Origin of the sequence: Amycolatopsis sp. DSM 110486 (genome assembly GCF_019468465.1) — a bacterium.
In the GTDB taxonomy this organism is placed as follows: Bacteria; Actinomycetota; Actinomycetes; order Mycobacteriales; family Pseudonocardiaceae; genus Amycolatopsis.
The window spans coordinates 1,899,715-1,914,256 of the sequence record NZ_CP080519.1; the positions used below are offsets into that span (position 1 = coordinate 1,899,715).

At 70.4% G+C, this 14,542-nt stretch carries 16 protein-coding genes and 1 pseudogene; 6 read left to right on the plus strand and 11 right to left on the minus strand.

The features are described 5' to 3' along the window. Window positions 1–56 precede the first annotated feature (56 nt). Window positions 57–368: a hypothetical protein gene (locus tag K1T34_RS09140; RefSeq protein ID WP_220243852.1), complete on the minus strand. Its 312-nt coding sequence runs from the start codon at window positions 366–368 to the stop codon at window positions 57–59. A gap of 94 nt (window positions 369–462) precedes the next feature. After that, window positions 463–864: pseudogene (locus K1T34_RS54630) on the minus strand (NAD-dependent epimerase/dehydratase family protein); the annotation flags it as partial. Window positions 865–1,054: 190 nt separating this feature from the next. Here K1T34_RS54630 and K1T34_RS09150 point away from each other — a divergent pair. Further along, window positions 1,055–1,204: a hypothetical protein gene (locus tag K1T34_RS09150; RefSeq protein WP_220243853.1), complete on the plus strand. Its 150-nt coding sequence runs from the start codon at window positions 1,055–1,057 to the stop codon at window positions 1,202–1,204. A 335-nt stretch (window positions 1,205–1,539) separates the two neighbouring features. Beyond that, window positions 1,540–2,229 (plus strand): GntR family transcriptional regulator, encoded by a 690-nt coding sequence (locus K1T34_RS09155; protein ID WP_220243854.1) that lies wholly within the window; start codon window positions 1,540–1,542, stop codon window positions 2,227–2,229. A gap of 85 nt (window positions 2,230–2,314) precedes the next feature. Here K1T34_RS09155 and K1T34_RS09160 read toward each other — a convergent pair whose 3' ends face one another. Both K1T34_RS09160 and K1T34_RS09165 read right to left on the minus strand, forming a co-directional pair. Beyond that, the gene (locus K1T34_RS09160; protein WP_255638413.1) at window positions 2,315–3,124 is read right to left on the minus strand and encodes a polysaccharide lyase family 7 protein; all 810 of its coding nucleotides are present in this window, start codon (window positions 3,122–3,124) and stop codon (window positions 2,315–2,317) included. A gap of 179 nt (window positions 3,125–3,303) precedes the next feature. After that, complete coding sequence (locus K1T34_RS09165) at window positions 3,304–3,930, minus strand: FMN-dependent NADH-azoreductase (protein WP_220243855.1); 627 nt, start codon at window positions 3,928–3,930, stop codon at window positions 3,304–3,306. A gap of 134 nt (window positions 3,931–4,064) precedes the next feature. Here K1T34_RS09165 and K1T34_RS53165 point away from each other — a divergent pair, with 134 nt between their 5' ends. Further along, window positions 4,065–4,673, plus strand: a complete 609-nt coding sequence (locus K1T34_RS53165; protein ID WP_255638414.1) for an ABATE domain-containing protein — start codon at window positions 4,065–4,067, stop codon at window positions 4,671–4,673. Window positions 4,674–4,701: 28 nt separating this feature from the next. Here K1T34_RS53165 and K1T34_RS09175 read toward each other — a convergent pair whose 3' ends face one another. Next, window positions 4,702–5,160, minus strand: a complete 459-nt coding sequence (locus K1T34_RS09175; protein ID WP_255638415.1) for an Lrp/AsnC family transcriptional regulator — start codon at window positions 5,158–5,160, stop codon at window positions 4,702–4,704. A gap of 113 nt (window positions 5,161–5,273) precedes the next feature. Here K1T34_RS09175 and K1T34_RS09180 point away from each other — a divergent pair, with 113 nt between their 5' ends. Next, entirely contained in the window at window positions 5,274–5,750 is a 477-nt protein-coding gene (locus K1T34_RS09180; RefSeq protein ID WP_220243857.1) for a DUF2000 domain-containing protein, read from the plus strand. Window positions 5,751–5,754: 4 nt separating this feature from the next. Here the strand turns inward: K1T34_RS09180 and K1T34_RS09185 are convergent, their stop codons facing one another. Continuing rightward, on the minus strand, window positions 5,755–6,711 hold the full coding sequence (locus tag K1T34_RS09185) for an SDR family NAD(P)-dependent oxidoreductase (protein ID WP_220243858.1): 957 nt from the start codon (window positions 6,709–6,711) through the stop codon (window positions 5,755–5,757). A 79-nt stretch (window positions 6,712–6,790) separates the two neighbouring features. Further along, window positions 6,791–7,273, minus strand: coding sequence for a carboxymuconolactone decarboxylase family protein (locus tag K1T34_RS09190; protein WP_220243859.1), 483 nt, complete (start codon window positions 7,271–7,273; stop codon window positions 6,791–6,793). Window positions 7,274–7,422: 149 nt separating this feature from the next. Between K1T34_RS09190 and K1T34_RS09195 the strand changes: the two genes are divergently transcribed. Continuing rightward, the gene (locus K1T34_RS09195; RefSeq protein ID WP_220243860.1) at window positions 7,423–8,241 is read left to right on the plus strand and encodes an HAD family hydrolase; all 819 of its coding nucleotides are present in this window, start codon (window positions 7,423–7,425) and stop codon (window positions 8,239–8,241) included. Here K1T34_RS09195 and K1T34_RS09200 read toward each other — a convergent pair. Continuing rightward, the gene (locus tag K1T34_RS09200; RefSeq protein WP_220243861.1) at window positions 8,236–9,708 is read right to left on the minus strand and encodes a PLP-dependent aminotransferase family protein; all 1,473 of its coding nucleotides are present in this window, start codon (window positions 9,706–9,708) and stop codon (window positions 8,236–8,238) included. The two genes, K1T34_RS09195 and K1T34_RS09200, sit on opposite strands and share 6 nt — an antisense overlap. A 119-nt stretch (window positions 9,709–9,827) precedes the next feature. Here K1T34_RS09200 and K1T34_RS09205 point away from each other — a divergent pair, with 119 nt between their 5' ends. Next, window positions 9,828–11,063, plus strand: a complete 1,236-nt coding sequence (locus K1T34_RS09205) for an MFS transporter (protein WP_220243862.1) — start codon at window positions 9,828–9,830, stop codon at window positions 11,061–11,063. Between the two features lie 51 nt (window positions 11,064–11,114). On the opposite strand, the gene K1T34_RS09210 is transcribed toward K1T34_RS09205, so the two are convergent. Genes K1T34_RS09210 through K1T34_RS09220 form a run of 3 tightly spaced genes read right to left on the minus strand, consistent with a single transcriptional unit; the run spans window position 11,115 to window position 14,398 of the window. Continuing rightward, a complete protein-coding gene (locus tag K1T34_RS09210; protein ID WP_220243863.1) occupies window positions 11,115–11,471 on the minus strand; it encodes a putative quinol monooxygenase in 357 nt (118 codons plus the stop codon). Then, window positions 11,472–12,440 (minus strand): LLM class flavin-dependent oxidoreductase, encoded by a 969-nt coding sequence (locus tag K1T34_RS09215; RefSeq protein WP_220243864.1) that lies wholly within the window; start codon window positions 12,438–12,440, stop codon window positions 11,472–11,474. Next, the gene (locus K1T34_RS09220) at window positions 12,437–14,398 is read right to left on the minus strand and encodes an acetoacetate--CoA ligase (protein WP_220243865.1); all 1,962 of its coding nucleotides are present in this window, start codon (window positions 14,396–14,398) and stop codon (window positions 12,437–12,439) included. Before K1T34_RS09220 ends, K1T34_RS09215 begins: the two co-directional genes overlap by 4 nt. Window positions 14,399–14,542 lie beyond the last annotated feature (144 nt).

Sequence of the window (14,542 nt, forward strand, 5' to 3'; positions counted from 1 at the left end):
CTCCACTTCCGGGAGAGAGGTGCCGGGACCGTCCACGAAGGACGGTCCCGGCCGGGTCAGCGTCCGAGGTCTTCGAGATAGGCGTGGACGATGTCGTCGAACGAGAGCTGTTCCAGGCCGAGTTTTTCGGCGCGGGGCGTGTGGAACCGGGCCGGCCAGCTGCCCACGATGGCGCCGACGCCCGCGTCTTCGGTCCAGTCGATGAGGTCGCTCGTGCCGACACCCGCCACTCGGTCGAGTGCCGCGGCCATTTCCTTCGGCGTGGTGGTGAGCGCGGGCAGGTTCATCGCGGTGCGGCTGCCCCAGGTGGGGTCGTCCGCTTCCGCGGCGAGCAGGAGGCCTTCCAGGGTTTTGCGCGGCGACGACAACGCGATCGGCGTGTCCGGCGGCACCGGGCAGGCCGCGCGTTTCCCCGGCCAGCGGTTCGCGGATGATGCCGGACAGGAAGCTCGACGCGGCGGCGTTGGGCTTGCCCGGCCGCACCGACACCGTCATCAGCCGCACGGACCGGCCACGCACGAAGCCCTTGCGCGTGTAGTCGGCCACGAGCTGCTCGCCGATGAACTTCTGCACGCCGTAGCTCGCCTGCAGGCGCGGGAGCGTCGTGTCGTCGACGTCGCCGACCGGGCCGATCGCCGGGTCGCTGCCGAACACGGCCAGCGAGCTGGAGAACACCAGTACCGGCTGCGTTTGGAGACCTCGCGCGTATTCGAGCAACGCACGCGTGCCGTCGAGGTTGGTGCGCATGCCGAGGTCGAAGTCGGCCTCGGCCGCGCCGCTGACCACGCCCGCCAGGTGGAAGATCGCGTCGACCGGGCCGAGCCCGGGCAACGCGGTGGTGAGGTCGCCGCTGACCACGCGCACGCGCGGGTCGGCGACGAGGTCGGCCGGCGGCGGGAAGAGGTCGACGAGAACCAGTTCGCCGAGTTCTTCGGGGGCCGCGCCGCCGAGCGCGATCGGGGCCGCGAGCAGCCGGCGGGCGAGGACGGCGCCCAGGGAACCCGGCGCCGCCGGTGATGACGATGCGGGCGCTCATGCCGTCTCCAGACGTTCGATGACCTCGGCGAGTGCCGTCTCGCCGCCGACATTGCCCGCGAAGACCACGTACGGCAGTCCCTGCGCCGGCCCGGAAGCGGGCTCCCACAGCGAGACGATGCCCGGCAGCAGCGAGCCCCGGATCCAGGCGCGGGTCGATGCCGAGTGACTCCGTGGCGACGTCGGAGGAAGTGATGCCGCCCTTGCCGACCACATAGGACGGTCGGCGCGCGGCGACGGTCGAACCAGGGTGTGGGTGGTGCGCGGCCACGCGAACCGGCCGCCGGGCGCTGTCAGCCGCGGTCGGCGTTCGTGTCGTCGTCGCTGGTCGCACCCGGTCTCCTGGTCGTCGCCGCCGGCGAGGCAGCTGCGTCGTCGGCCGTGGTGGCCTGGCTCAGTACATCCTGTCGGCATGTCGACAGTCCGTCAAGCAACAGTTTTCCGCTAGACTGCTACCGGCCGCCCGCGATCGCACGTGGTGCTGGTTCGAACGGGGAGAGTGGCGTGTCCATCAACATCACGAGCAAGCCGATCAGGACCACGCTGCGCGAGTCGACCGTCGACCTGCTGCGCACGGCGATCTTCGGCGGGGACATTCCCGCGGGGACCCATCTGGCCGAGGTCAGCCTCAGCACTTCGCTGGGGGTGAGCAGGGCAACGCTTCGCGAGGCGCTGCGGCAGCTCCAGCAAGAGGGGCTCGCCGTGCAGGACTCGCGCGGCCGGGTGTCCGTGCGCGAAGTCTCGACCCAAGAGGTGGAAGAGCTCTTCGAAGTCCGCCTCGGCCTGGAAACGATCGCCGCGCGCCGGCTGTGCGAGCTGCCCGACCGGTCCTCGGCCGTCACCGAGCTGACCGAACGCCTCGACCGCCTGCGCCGGCCCGAGTCACTGGCCGCGGACCTCGACGCCGACCTGGAGTTCCACGGCACCATGTGCCGGCTGTCCGGCAACCAGCTGCTGTTGCAGTCGTGGGAAGGCATCAGCAGCCTGGCGCGCATCACCATGCTCGCGGCGGGCCCGGACTCGGCGCGCGCGAACATGGCCTACGAGCGCCACGCCCCCATCGTCGACCTCATCGCCCGCGGCGATTCCGCCGCGTGCAGCGAGTTCCTGGCCGACCACATGGCTTCGGCGCGCGACCGGCTCATCCGGAGCATCTCGACCTCTGCCGCGGACGAAACCGAGGTTCGTTCGTAGCGAGGGAAATCACGACACCTGCCCGTGACGCGCAAAACGGCGCCGCCGGGCGATTTTGCCCCGGCGGCGCCGTTTTCCGAACTGGTCAGCTGTGCGAGATCGTCAGCCCGTAGAAGGCGACGCGAGCGCCCTTCGTCGTGCTGCTCGACGAGGACTGGTTGTACGAACCGGCTTTGAAGTACTGCTTGTACGCCTTGAACGACGACGGAATGCTGTAATGCGTCGTGCTGCCGTTCACGGTGAGGTCGATGGTGTTGCCACCGGAGATCCCGATCGTGTAGGTCCAGGTCTTGCCCACCGCGACGTGGCCGACGGTGTGCAGGGTCTGGCCGCCGTCGGGCGAGTTCTCGGTGCCCAGCACGATGTCGCCGCTGGAGCGGTAGTACAGCTCCAGCAACGGTTTCGTCGACGAGCCGCCGGTGCCGAGGTGGACCTGGCCGACGCACACGTTCGACGTCACCGACACCACGCGCAGCGTGGCGCTGAGCTTGTGCGATCCGCTCAGCGACCAGTTGGCGGCCGAACCGTCGCGGTTCATCTCCCTCAGCTCGGATCGGGCGTAGTTCGAATTGGGGGTGGTGACGCCCTTTTCCGGCGCCCAGAACGTCATCGCGCCGTCGCGCGTGTCGGTGTAGAAATAGCTGTCCTGGAACCCGTTCGGCCCTTGCAGCCGAGACGACGAGATGGTGGTCGGCGAGCCCGGTGAGCCGACCGGCTCCTGGAGCTGCCAGGTCGACAGGTCGAAGTTGCCGCCAGGAGCCACGGACGGGCTGCCCAGCACGGATTGGCCGGTGGCCGGCGCTGCCTCCGCGGACAACGCGGTTGCAGCCACGAAAGCGGGAATCGCCAGCACGACGAGCGCGGCGCGCATGCGCATCGCAGTTTCCTTTCGCACGGTGGGGACCTCTGTGCCATTTATTCAGATATGTGAATTAATGTTGCGGAAACCCGGCGGCGAAAGGAAACGTTAAGGTTGCGGTCGCATCAAGTCAAGGATTGACATGATGCTCGACGTGCTTCGGCGGCCCGTCACCGCGAGGCGACGGACCGCCGAGTTCCGATTACCGGAACGAACTAGAACGCCTTGCCCGCGTCACGGGCGGCGGTCAGGGCCGCGGCGCGGTCCTGGTCCGGGGTGCCGGTGAGGATGGTCGGCTGGAACCGGACCTCGGTGACGTCGGTGACGCCGACGAAGCGCAGCCAGTCCTTCACGAACGTGGAGTGGAAGTCGGCGCCGAACTGGATGGGGACGCCTTCGGAGTAGACGCCGCTGGTGTAGATCGTGGCGGCCTTCTTGCCGTGGACCAGGCCCGAGTAGCCTGCGGCCGGGTCGAAGCCGAAGACCATGCCGGGCTGGGTGATGATGTCGATCCACTGCTTGAAGACGTAGGGCACGCCCGAGTTCCACATGGGAATGCTGAAGACGTAGGCGTCGGCCGAGGTGAACTGGTCGGCGAGCGTCTGGGCCTGCGCCCACACCTCGGCCTGCTCGCCTTCGGGTGCGCCGCCGGCGAACACGGCGAGCTTGGCGCTCGCGCCGGCCGGTCCGAACTGCGGCAGCGAGCCGTCCCAGAGGTCCAGCGTCTTCACGACCGTGCCGGGGTTGGCGTCCTGGTAGGACTCCAGGAACGCCGCGGCCAGCGCACCCGAGTCCGACGCGGCACCTCGCGGGCTGGCCGAGATGTGCAGAACGGTTGTCATGACAAGCCTTCCTGATGTGATTGCCCACCGGTTCGGGGCGACGACTGTAACCGGTAAAAGTGCAGATCAACAGTTACAACGCGCCCGGTAGCCTGTCAACGAACGCGGAACGGACGGACAGGAAAGGAGGGCCGATGGAACCGGAATTGCCCCTGCTCGGGCTGAGCGACCATCCGGCCCTCGCGTTCCTCAACACCGCGGCCACCACCGAAAGCGCCGAGCTGATCCCCGACGGAGCGGGTTACCTGCGGTGGCTCGAGCTCACCGGGCTGATCGACGAGCAGGACCGGGGCGCGGTGCTCGACCGGTTCGGTGGCGCCGAGCTCGACACCGCGGCTCTCGAAGCCGTCGAGTTACGTGAACGCCTGCGTCCGGTGGTTCAGGCCTGGGCGGACGGCGATCCCACGGCACCGGACGAGGTGTTCCTGGCCGCGTTGAACGCCACCTTCGCCGAAAGCAGCCTCAGCCGGCAGGTCCACCGGTCCGGCGCCGACCTCGATCTGGAGGACCGGTGGACGTGGACTACGCCCCGGTCGCTCCTCTCACCCGTCGCGGAAGCGGCGGCTGACTTGTTCGTCCACGGCGACCGGTCCCTGGCTCGCAACTGCGAGGGACCCGAGTGCCCGCTGTGGTTCTACGACCGCACCAAAGCGCACCGCCGCCGCTGGTGCTCCATGGCGACGTGCGGGAACCGCGCCAAAGTGCGCGACTTTCGGGCGCGGGCCACGAAAGACGTTTCGTAGCCCCGGATCACCGACGAGCGAACGGTTTTCAGCGCTCGACCGGCGTGATGCGGGTGTTGCGGAGGTGTTCGTAGACGATCGACGTGCGGACATCGGCCACTTCGGGGCGCGCGGTGAGCTTGTCGATCACGAAGGCGTAGAGGCTGGCGTTGTCGGGGACCGCGACGTGGAGGATGAAGTCCTCGGTGCCGGTCGTGACGTAGAGGCCGAGGATGTCGGGCAGCGTGGTGACCCAGTTGCGGAAGCCTTCGATGACGCGGCGCGACGGCGGGCGCACGCGGACCGCGACGAGGGCCTGGACCGAGCGGCCGATGGCGGGCAGGTTCACGTCGAGGGTCGCGCCCTGGATGATGCCGCGCTGGCGAAGCGCGCGGGTGCGGTCGAGGGCCGTGGTGGGTGAGACGCCGACGGCGGCGGCGACGTCGCGGTTGGTCTTCCGGACGTCCGACTGCAGTTCTCGCAGGATGGCCTTATCAAGTTCGTCCACGTCCGCCTCCAGGAAGCCAAATCCGATACTTGTACGGATCGTAGGCGACTCTGCTGGTTGTTCGTCTAGCTTCATGAATCAACCGCAGTACGAACAGGCAGGGAGGTCCGGCTTTGGCCGAGGAAAGTTCGCCGATCGGGTTCGCCCCGGACGAGGTCGATCCGACCGTGTCGACGCGGGCGGCTCGCTTGAAGTGGGTGGTGGTCGTCGACAGCAGTCTGCCGCCGGGGCGCGCGGTGAACGCGGCGGTCTGCGCAGCCGCGGCGACGGCGCCGAACATCACGGGGCTGCTCGGCGACGACGCCGTGGATGCCGACGGGCAGGCGCATCCCGGGTTGCCGCGGACGGGGTGTTCGGTGCTGGCCGCCGACGGTCCGACGCTGCGCACCATCCGCGCCAAGGCCGCGGCGTCGCCTGGGTGCTTCGTGGCGGACATGCCAGTGGTGGCGCAGCACACGCTGGTGTACGCCGACTACCTCGCCGGCGTGAAGGAAACCGCCGGCGAGGAGCTCGACTACTACGCGGTGAGCATCGTCGGGCCGCGCAACCGGGTGGGCAAGATCGTCGGGAAGCTGCCGTTACTCCCCTGATCCGCTAGCGCACAGCCGCCGAGGCGTAGTCCCACAGGCGGTCCGCCGCGACCGGGTCGAGGGCCCAGCGCGCGACGCCCACCATCGCGTCCACGCCGGCGGCGGCGAGGTGCGCGCCACCGTCGATGGCCGGCGATTCCTGGTTGTCCTCGAAGTATCGGCCGGTCACGCCGTCGAGCAGCGGCGACGCGGCGAGCAGCGTGGGTGTGGCGGCGCCCTGTTCCGGGGTCTTGAAGTAGGCCGGGGTGGTCGCGTTGCCGTCGGCGTCGAGGGCGCCGAGCAGGCGCAGGGCCTCGGGAGTGAGGTGGCGCAGGAGGTTCGTGCGGATGACCCCCGGGGCGCACGCGTTGGCGTGGATGCCTTCGCCGGCCCAGTGGCGGCTGATCCCGACGGCGAGCAGCACACTGGCGGTCTTCGACTGCCCGTAGGCGACGAGCGGGTCGTATGGCCGCTGCTCGAAGTGCGGGTCGGAGAAGGAGAAGTCCGTCAGCAGGTGCGCGCCGGAGCTGAGGACGACGACGCGCGCTCCGCCGCCGGAGCGCAGGGCGTCGCGCAGACCGGTGACGAGCGCGAAGTGGCCCAGGAAGTTGATGCCCAGGTGCATTTCCCAGCCCTCGGCGGTGACCTCGCGCTCGGGCAGCGCCATCACTCCGGCGTTGGCGACCAGCGCGTCGACCGGCCCTTCCCACTGCGCGCAGAACGCGCGCACCGAACCGAGGTCGGCGAGGTCTAGCGCGACGACGTCGACGTGCGGGAACTGTTCGACGAGCTGCTTGGCGTGCGCCGGTGTCCGGGTGGCGATGGTGACGTGCGCGCCGGCCGTGGCGAGCGCGCGGACGGTCTCGGCGCCGAGCCCTGAAGCGCCGCCGGTGACGATCACGCGGCGGCCGGTCAGGTCCACTCCGGCGAGGACCTCGGCGGCCGTGGCTCGCGCACCGAACGGGGTGGTGATGGTGGTCATGGGGTCCTTCGCGGGAAAAGTCCAGTGTGGACAGTGAAAGAGCTCGCTTCCGCGGGGAAGACGGAAGCGAGCCGGTGCGTCAGGACGCGCTGGGCGTGTAGTGGCCCGGCACCATTCGAGTCGACACGCCGAAGCGGTTGAACGCGTTGATCGTGGTGATCGCCGCGATGAGGTGGGCGAGCTCGGTCTCGTCGAACTGCTGCGCCGCCTTCGCGTAGACCTCGTCGGGCACGAAGCCGTCGGTGAGCACGGTGACGGCCTCGGTCAGCTCGATCGCCGCGATCTCGCGCGCGGTGTAGAAGTGCTTCGACTCGGCCCACGCGTCCAGCTGCAGGATGCGTTCGGCCGACTCGCCGGCCGCCAGCGCGTCCTTGCTGTGCATGTCGAGGCAGAACGCGCAGTGGTTCAGCTGCGACGCGCGGATCTTGACCAGGTTCACCAGGCCCTCGTCGAGGTGCTTCTTCGCCGCGGTGTCCAGGCGCAGCATGGCCTTGAACACGTCGGGGGCGAGCTTCATCCAATCCAGGCGCGGGGTGTGCTCGGGCAGGCGTTCAGTCGTCATGAGATCACGCTAAGCGCCGCTGCCCGCGCGCACGTGGTCCAATTCCGGCCGCCGATCGTGGGCCAATCGCCTATGGCGCAGTGCACAGTGGACAGCCCCGCGAACGTCCCTACAGTGGGAAGAACCGACTCCCCTGGAGGATCCCCGTCATGACCGCACCGTCCTGGAAGGACACCGGACCGTGGCTCGTCGCGCTGGACATCGACGGCACACTGATCCACGAGGACGGCTCCCTCAGCGACGCCGTGGTCACCGAGGTCCGCCGGCTCGACGCGGCCGGGCACCACGTCGTGCTCACCACCGGCCGGTCGGCCGTGAGCACCATCCCCGTACTCGACCGCCTGGGCATCACGCCACGGTTTCTGGTCTGCTCCAACGGCGCCGTCACCCTGCGCCGATCCGGATCCGGCTTCCGGCGCCACCACGTAGAGTCGTTCGACGCGGCCGAGGTCCTGCGCGCCATCCGCACGCACCTGCCGAACGCCCGCTTCGCCGTCGAGGACGAGCTGGGCCGCTACCGCTGCACCGAACCGTTCCCCGACGGCACGACCGGCCTCGACGACGCGCAGGCCGCGGTGCCGTTCGAGGCGCTGCTGACCACGAAAGCCACCCGGGTCGTCGCGTTCGCGCCCGGCCACGACATGGACGATTTCCTCGCTCTGGTAGCAAAAATGCACCTGCGGAACGTGAGCTTCGCCCTCGCCTGCACCCCGTGGCTCGACCTCGCCGCCGAAGGTGTGAACAAGGCCGCCGCGGCCGAACGCGTCCGCGCCGAGCTCGCGGTCCCCCGGCACCGCGTGCTCGCCGTCGGCGACGGCCACAACGACATCGAGCTCCTCGCCTGGGCCGCCGAACGCGGGCGCGGGGTCGCGATGGGACAGTCTCCCGCCGAGCTGATCGCCGCCGCGGGCGAGCTCACCGGTACCGTGCTCGAAGACGGCCTCGCGCAGGTACTCGCGACGCTATGACCGCGGCAGCACCGAGCACAACGCCGCCAACGCCCCCGACCACGCGCTGTCCGACGGAGTCGCGTACCCGACGACCAGCCCGTCGCGCCCACTGTCCTCCTGCAAAGACGGGTGCGCGAAATCCCCCAGCCCGTCGAGCGCCAGACCCACCCGCGCACCCGCGGCGATCACCGACCGCTCGGTGCCCGGCGGGAGGTCGAGCACCGCGTGCAACCCGGCCGCGATCCCCGAGACGCGGATGCCCGGCGCGTGCTCCGCGACGGCCGCCACCAGCTGGTCCCGGCGCCGCCGGTAGCGCAGCCGCATCGCCCGCACGTGCCGGTCGTAGTCGCCGGACGTGAGGAACTCGGCGAGCGTCAGCTGGTCGAACGAACCCGGCGCCCAGTCGACGTGGCCCTTCGCGGCGATCACCTCGTGCGTCACCGAACGCGGCAGCACCAGCCACCCGAGCCGCAGCCCCGGCGCCAGCGACTTGCTCGCCGTGCCGAAGTAGCAGACGCGCTCAGGATCGAGGCCCTGCAACGCACCGACGGGCTGGCGGTCGTACCGGAACTCCCCGTCGTAGTCGTCTTCGAGCACCAAACCGCCCGTCGACCGGGCCCAGTCGACCCCGGCCGCACGCCGGTCCGGACGCAACGCACCGCCGGTCGGGTACTGGTGCGCGGGCGTGAGCAGGACCGCGCCGGCGTCGAGCGAACGCAGCCCCTCGGTGCACGTGCCGTCCTCGTCCAGCGGCAGAGCCGGTGTCTCCAGGCCGGTTTCGGTGAGCAGGTCGTAGTACTGCGGCACGCCGTAGGTCTCGACGGCGACGGTCCGGACCCCGCGCGCCCGCAGCACGCTGCCGATCAACCGCAGCCCGTGCACGAACCCCGCGCAGATCACGATGCGCTCGGGCGACGCGTAAACGCCGCGGGCGCGCGCGAGGTAGTCGGCGAGCGCCGTGCGGAGTTCGACGCGGCCGCGCGGGTCGCCGTAGCCGAGAGCTTCGTGCGGCGCGGCCATGATCGCGCGCCGGGACGCCGCGAGCCATTGCGCGCGCGGGAAACTCGCCAGGTCCGGGTTGCCGGGCAGCAGGCTGAACCGCGTGTCCGACGTGCGGATCGGCGTCGGCCGGCGGAGCGCGACGCGGTCGGAGCCGGGCGTCGGCGCGCGGCGGGGCTCCGCCCGGCGGGCGACGCGCGTGCCCGAACCCTGCCGCGCGGTGAGCCAGCCTTCGGCCACGAGCTCGGCGTACGCGTCAGCCACGGTATTGCGCGCGATCGACAGGTCCGCCGCCAGCGTCCGCGACGACGGCAGCTGCGCGCCGGGCACGAGGCGGCCCGTGCGCACGGCTTCGCGCAACGCGTCCATCAGCGACGTCCGCAGGCCATGGTGGCCGCGAAGGTCCAGGTGGTCGAGGTGCAGATCGGCGCCGAGGCCCTCGGCGGAGCGTCTGCCCTCGGGTGAAGTGGCCCGTGTTCCCACCATGGAAATGGACCATACTCCTGACCCAATCGCAACCTAGCGTGGGTTTTGAGCCCAGCGCGCGGGCCACCAATCCGGTTGCCATTTACTACCACTACGGCCCGATATCCCTGAGGAACGCCATGACTTCCCTCGACGTCCGGGAAACCCCCGGACCACCACGCCCCGGCATCAGCACCGGGTTCGCCGTCCTGCTCGCCGTCGTCTGCGGCGTCGCGGTGGCCAACATCTACTACGCCCAGCCGCTACTGGAGGACATCGGCCACGACCTCGGCGTCGGCGCGGCCGGGCTCGGCTTCGTGACGACCGTGACCCAGGTCGGCTACTTCGCCGGCCTGATCCTGCTGGTGCCGCTGGGTGACCTGCTCAACCGCCGCGTGCTGATCCCCGTCGGCTCGGTGATCGCCGCGCTGGCGCTGCTCGGCGTGGCCGTGTCGCCCGGGCCGGTGCTGTTCTTCATCGCCAGCGGCGTGGTCGGCCTCGCGACGGTGGTGCAGCAGGTGATCATCGCCTACTCCGCCGTGCTCGCCAGCCCCGAATCCCGCGGACGCGTGCTCGGCATCGTGACCAGCGGCGTGGTGATCGGCATCCTGCTCGCGCGAACCGTGGCGGGCCTGCTCGCCGACGCGTTCGGCTGGCGCTCGGTGTTCGTCGTCTCCGCGGTGCTGATGCTCGGTGTCGCGGGCCTGCTCGGCCTGCGGCTGCCGCCGGAGCTGCCGGACCGGCCGTCGGTCTCGTACCGCAAGCTGATCACGTCGATCGTCACGCTGACCGCGCGCGAACGCGTGTTCCGCGTGCGCAGCCTCATCACGCTGTTCATGTTCGCCGGCTTCGGCGCGCTGTGGGGCTCGATGGCACTGCCGCTTTCGGCTGCGCCGTGGAACTTGTCGACATCGGCGGTCGGGCTCTTCGGCCTCGTCGGCGCCGCGGGCGCGTTCGGCGCCGCCCGCGCGGGCGCGCTGGCCGACCGCGGCCGGGCGCAGTGGGTCACCGGCATCACGCTGGTGCTGTTCGCGGTGTCCTGGCTGCCGATCGCCTGGCTGCCGAAATCGCTGATCCCGCTCATCGTCGGCATCATCGTGATCGACTTCGCCGGCCAAGCCATCCACGTGACCAACCAGCACCTCATCGTGGGCCTCGACCCGAACGCGAGCAGCCGCCTCATCGGCAGCAACATGGCGTACTACTCCGTAGGCTTCGGCGGCGGTGCCGTCGCGGCGACCACGGTGTACAGCGCGTGGGGCTGGACCGCGGTCTGCGTCCTCGGTGCCGGGTTCAGCCTGGTGGCCCTGCTGGTGTGGGGCGCGGACCGCCTCTCGGTGGCGCGCTCGGCACGCCTCACTCCGGCGGCCGCCTGAGTGTCCGCTGTGGACGGACGGGCCCGGGGAACACTTTCCCCGGGCCCGGTTTCACGCGATCCCCCCGGGCGGCGCCGAGCTGCCGTGCGCGGCGACCTCGTAACGCTGGCCCTGGTGGTCCAGGATCCGCACGCTTCTGCGCACGGCGTCAAGCGCCGCGCGGAACGGCTCGGACGCGTGGAAGCGGTCCACGGACTCCTGGTCCACCCAGCCTTCCGACAGGTGGATCGTTGCCGGGTCCAGCAGGTCCGCCGCGAAGACGTAGAACAGGCAGCCGGGCGATTCGGCGGCGAAGCTCAGGTGCGGCACGACCGCGTCGACGAACTTCTGGCGGTCGTCCGGGTGCACCCGGTAGTAGGCGTTGAACACGATCTTGGTGGGCGTGTCGCGGCTCGGCGCGGTGGTCATTCAGTCCTCCGGGTTCAGGGTCGACGCCGCGGCTTCCAGCGCCGGGGCGAAGTCGGTGCGCCAGGCGGCGGTGAGGATGACCTCGGTGGCGCCGGCGTCGAGGTGGTGGCGCAGGGACTCCCGCACGGTTTCGGCGTCGCCGAGGGCGCAGAGTTCGTGGATGAAGCCTTCGCCGATGGCGAGTTTCTGAGCTTCGACGTCGGTGGCCTTGTCGTACGCGGCGAGGTCGGCCGCGTAGCCGGCGGCGGCGAACATCGTGCGGTAGAAGGGCAGGCCGAAGTAGCGGTGGAGCTCGCTGCGGACGCCGTCGAGGGCACCGTCGCCGAGGGCCGTGGGGACGGCTGTGGCGATCGTGAAGCCCGTGAGGTCCTTGCCGGCCCGGGCGCGGCCCGCCCGCACCTCGGGCACGACCACGTCACGGACGTAGCTCGCCGGGCACGCCCACAGCACCACGCCGTCGGCGATCTCGCCGGCCAGCCGCAGCATGGCGGGCGACAGGCCCGCGAGCACGAGCTCGATGCCAGGCCTCGGCGTGAACCCCGTGAACGCGAACGTCGAGTTCCAGCGCTCGCCCGGCGGCGGCTGCTCGCCCGCGAGAACGGCGCGGACGACGCCCGCGTACTCACGCATTTCCGCGACCGGGCGGCCGATCTCCTGGCCGTGCCAGCCACCCATCGTCGAGCGGTGGCCGACGCCGAGCCCCAGACGGAACCGGCCGCCGGACAGGTCGTCGACGGTCGCGGCGGTCTGGGCCATCGACGCGGGCGAGCGGTGGTAGATCGGCGCGACGGCCGTGCCCAGCGTCACCGAGGTGGTCTTCATCGCGAGCGCGGCCAGCAGCGTGAACGAGTCGCGCGCCGCGATGTGCGAGCAGTTGATCGAGCCGAAGCCCAGGTCGTCGGCGAGGCGGGCCAGCCGGACCGCCTCGCCGAACGGCGCGAACGCCGGGATCTGGCAGCTGATCGTCATGCGTTCTGTTCCTTCTCGGTCCGGGTGCGCCGGTAGTGCTCGAAGACCGCGAGCAGGCCGGCGTCGTCCACCGAGCCCGGGTCGGCCACCTCGGCGGCCGGCGCGCCCTGCAGGACGCGTTTCACCGGCACCTCGAGCTTCTTGCCGGTACGGGTGTGCGGGAGCGCGGGGACGGCGACGATGTCGTCGGGAACGTGCCGCGGCGACAGCAACCGCTTGATCTCCGAACGGATCTTCTCGCGCAGCGCGTCGTCGAGCACGCCGTCGGCGGTTTTCACGAACAGCGGCATCCAGTAGCCGCCACCGGGACGTTCGGCGCCGATCACCAGCGCCTCGTCCACTTCGGACAGTCCTTCCACGATCTGGTGGATGTCGGCACTGCCCATGCGGATGCCGTTGCGGTTGAGGGTCGCGTCGGAACGCCCGTGCACCACCACGGAACCGCGCTCGGTGATCGTGATCCAGTCGCCGTGGCGCCAGACCCCGGGGTAGGTCGAGAAGTACGCCTCGCGGTAGCGGCTTCCGTCGGCGTCGTCCCAGAACCGCAGCGGCATCGACGGCATCGGCTTCGTGACGACCAGCTCGCCCTGCTCTCCGACCACCGCGTGGCCCTCGGCGTCCCACGCCTCCAGCGCCACGCCGAGGCACGGCCCGGAAAGCTCACCCGGCCACACCGGAAGGTTCGGCGCGCCGCCGGCGAACGCGCTGACGACGTCCGTGCCGCCGCTCGTCGAGACGACCTGCACGTGCGGGCCGACGTGCTCGGCGACCCAGTGGTACGCGTCGGCGGGCAGCAGCGAACCCGACGAGCCGATGGCCCGCAGCGCACTCAGGTCGTGGTCCCGCGCCGGCTCGAGGCCCGCCCGCGCGCCGGCGGCGAGCAGACCGGGGCTGGTGCCCAGGAACGTCACGCCGTGCTCGGCGGCCAGCGCCCACTGCAGATCGGGTCCGGGGTGGGTCGGGCTGCCGTCGTAACAGACGACCGTCGCGCCGACCAGCAGCACGGAGACGAGGTAGTTCCAGACCATCCAGGACGGGCTGGTGTACCAGAAGAACACGTCGCCGGGACCGAGGTCGCTGTGCAGGCGCAGCACTTTCAGGTGCTCGAGCAGGACGCCGCCGTGGCCGTGCACGATGCCCTTCGGTCGGCCGGTGGTGCCCGACGAGAACAGCACCCACAACGGGTGGTCGAAATCGACGGGCGCGGGATGGACGTGATGATCGCCCGCGACCGCACCGGCCCAGTCGACGACACCGTCCATAGTGGACTTCTGCGCAAGCCGGTTCACCACCACCGTGTGCTTCACGCTCGGCAACAGCTCGCGCAGCTGGGCGACCTCGGCGGACCGGCTGCGCTCACGGCCACCGAAGCGATAACCGTCGGCGGCGACGAGCACCACCGGTTCGAGCTGACCGAAGCGTTCCGCCGCCGCGTGAGGCGAGTAGTCCTGACCGCACGCGGCCCACACCGCGCCGATGCTCGCAGTGCCGAGGAAGGCGATCACGCTCTCCGCCGTGTTCGGCAGGTACCCGGCCACGCGGTCACCGGCCTGCACGCCGAAGCCCCGCAGCGTCCCCGCGAACGCGGCCACGTCACGGGCGAGATCGGCCCACGTGAGCTCGCGGCGCAGGCCGCTCTCCGTGACGTCGATCAGGGCCACGCCGTCGCCCGGCCGGTCGCGGAAGACGTGCCACACGTAGTTGACCGTCGTGCCGGGGAACCAGCGCACGCCGGGCATCTCGTCGCCGACCAGCACCGGACCGTCGCCGACCACGCCGAAGTACTCGCCGACAGCGCCCCAGAACTCGGCCAGCTCGTCGACGGACCAGCGCCACAGCGCTTGGTAGTCGCCCGTGATGGCGGCCGGCGCGCCGCGGTTGGTGACGCACCAACGCGCGAAGTCGGCGAGGGTCGTGTCCTCGTCCATCGGCGTCCAGATCGGCACACGCTCGCTCACGAATTCTCCCTCACGCCTCGGTCAGCCGAGTATCGGCCACTCGCGATCGTCAAGGCAAGACTTTATCGAAATTATCGAGTTCTATCGCTCGAACGTTGACCTCACGACTTTTTCTTGCTTCAGTGAAAGAGCCCGGGCACCGCC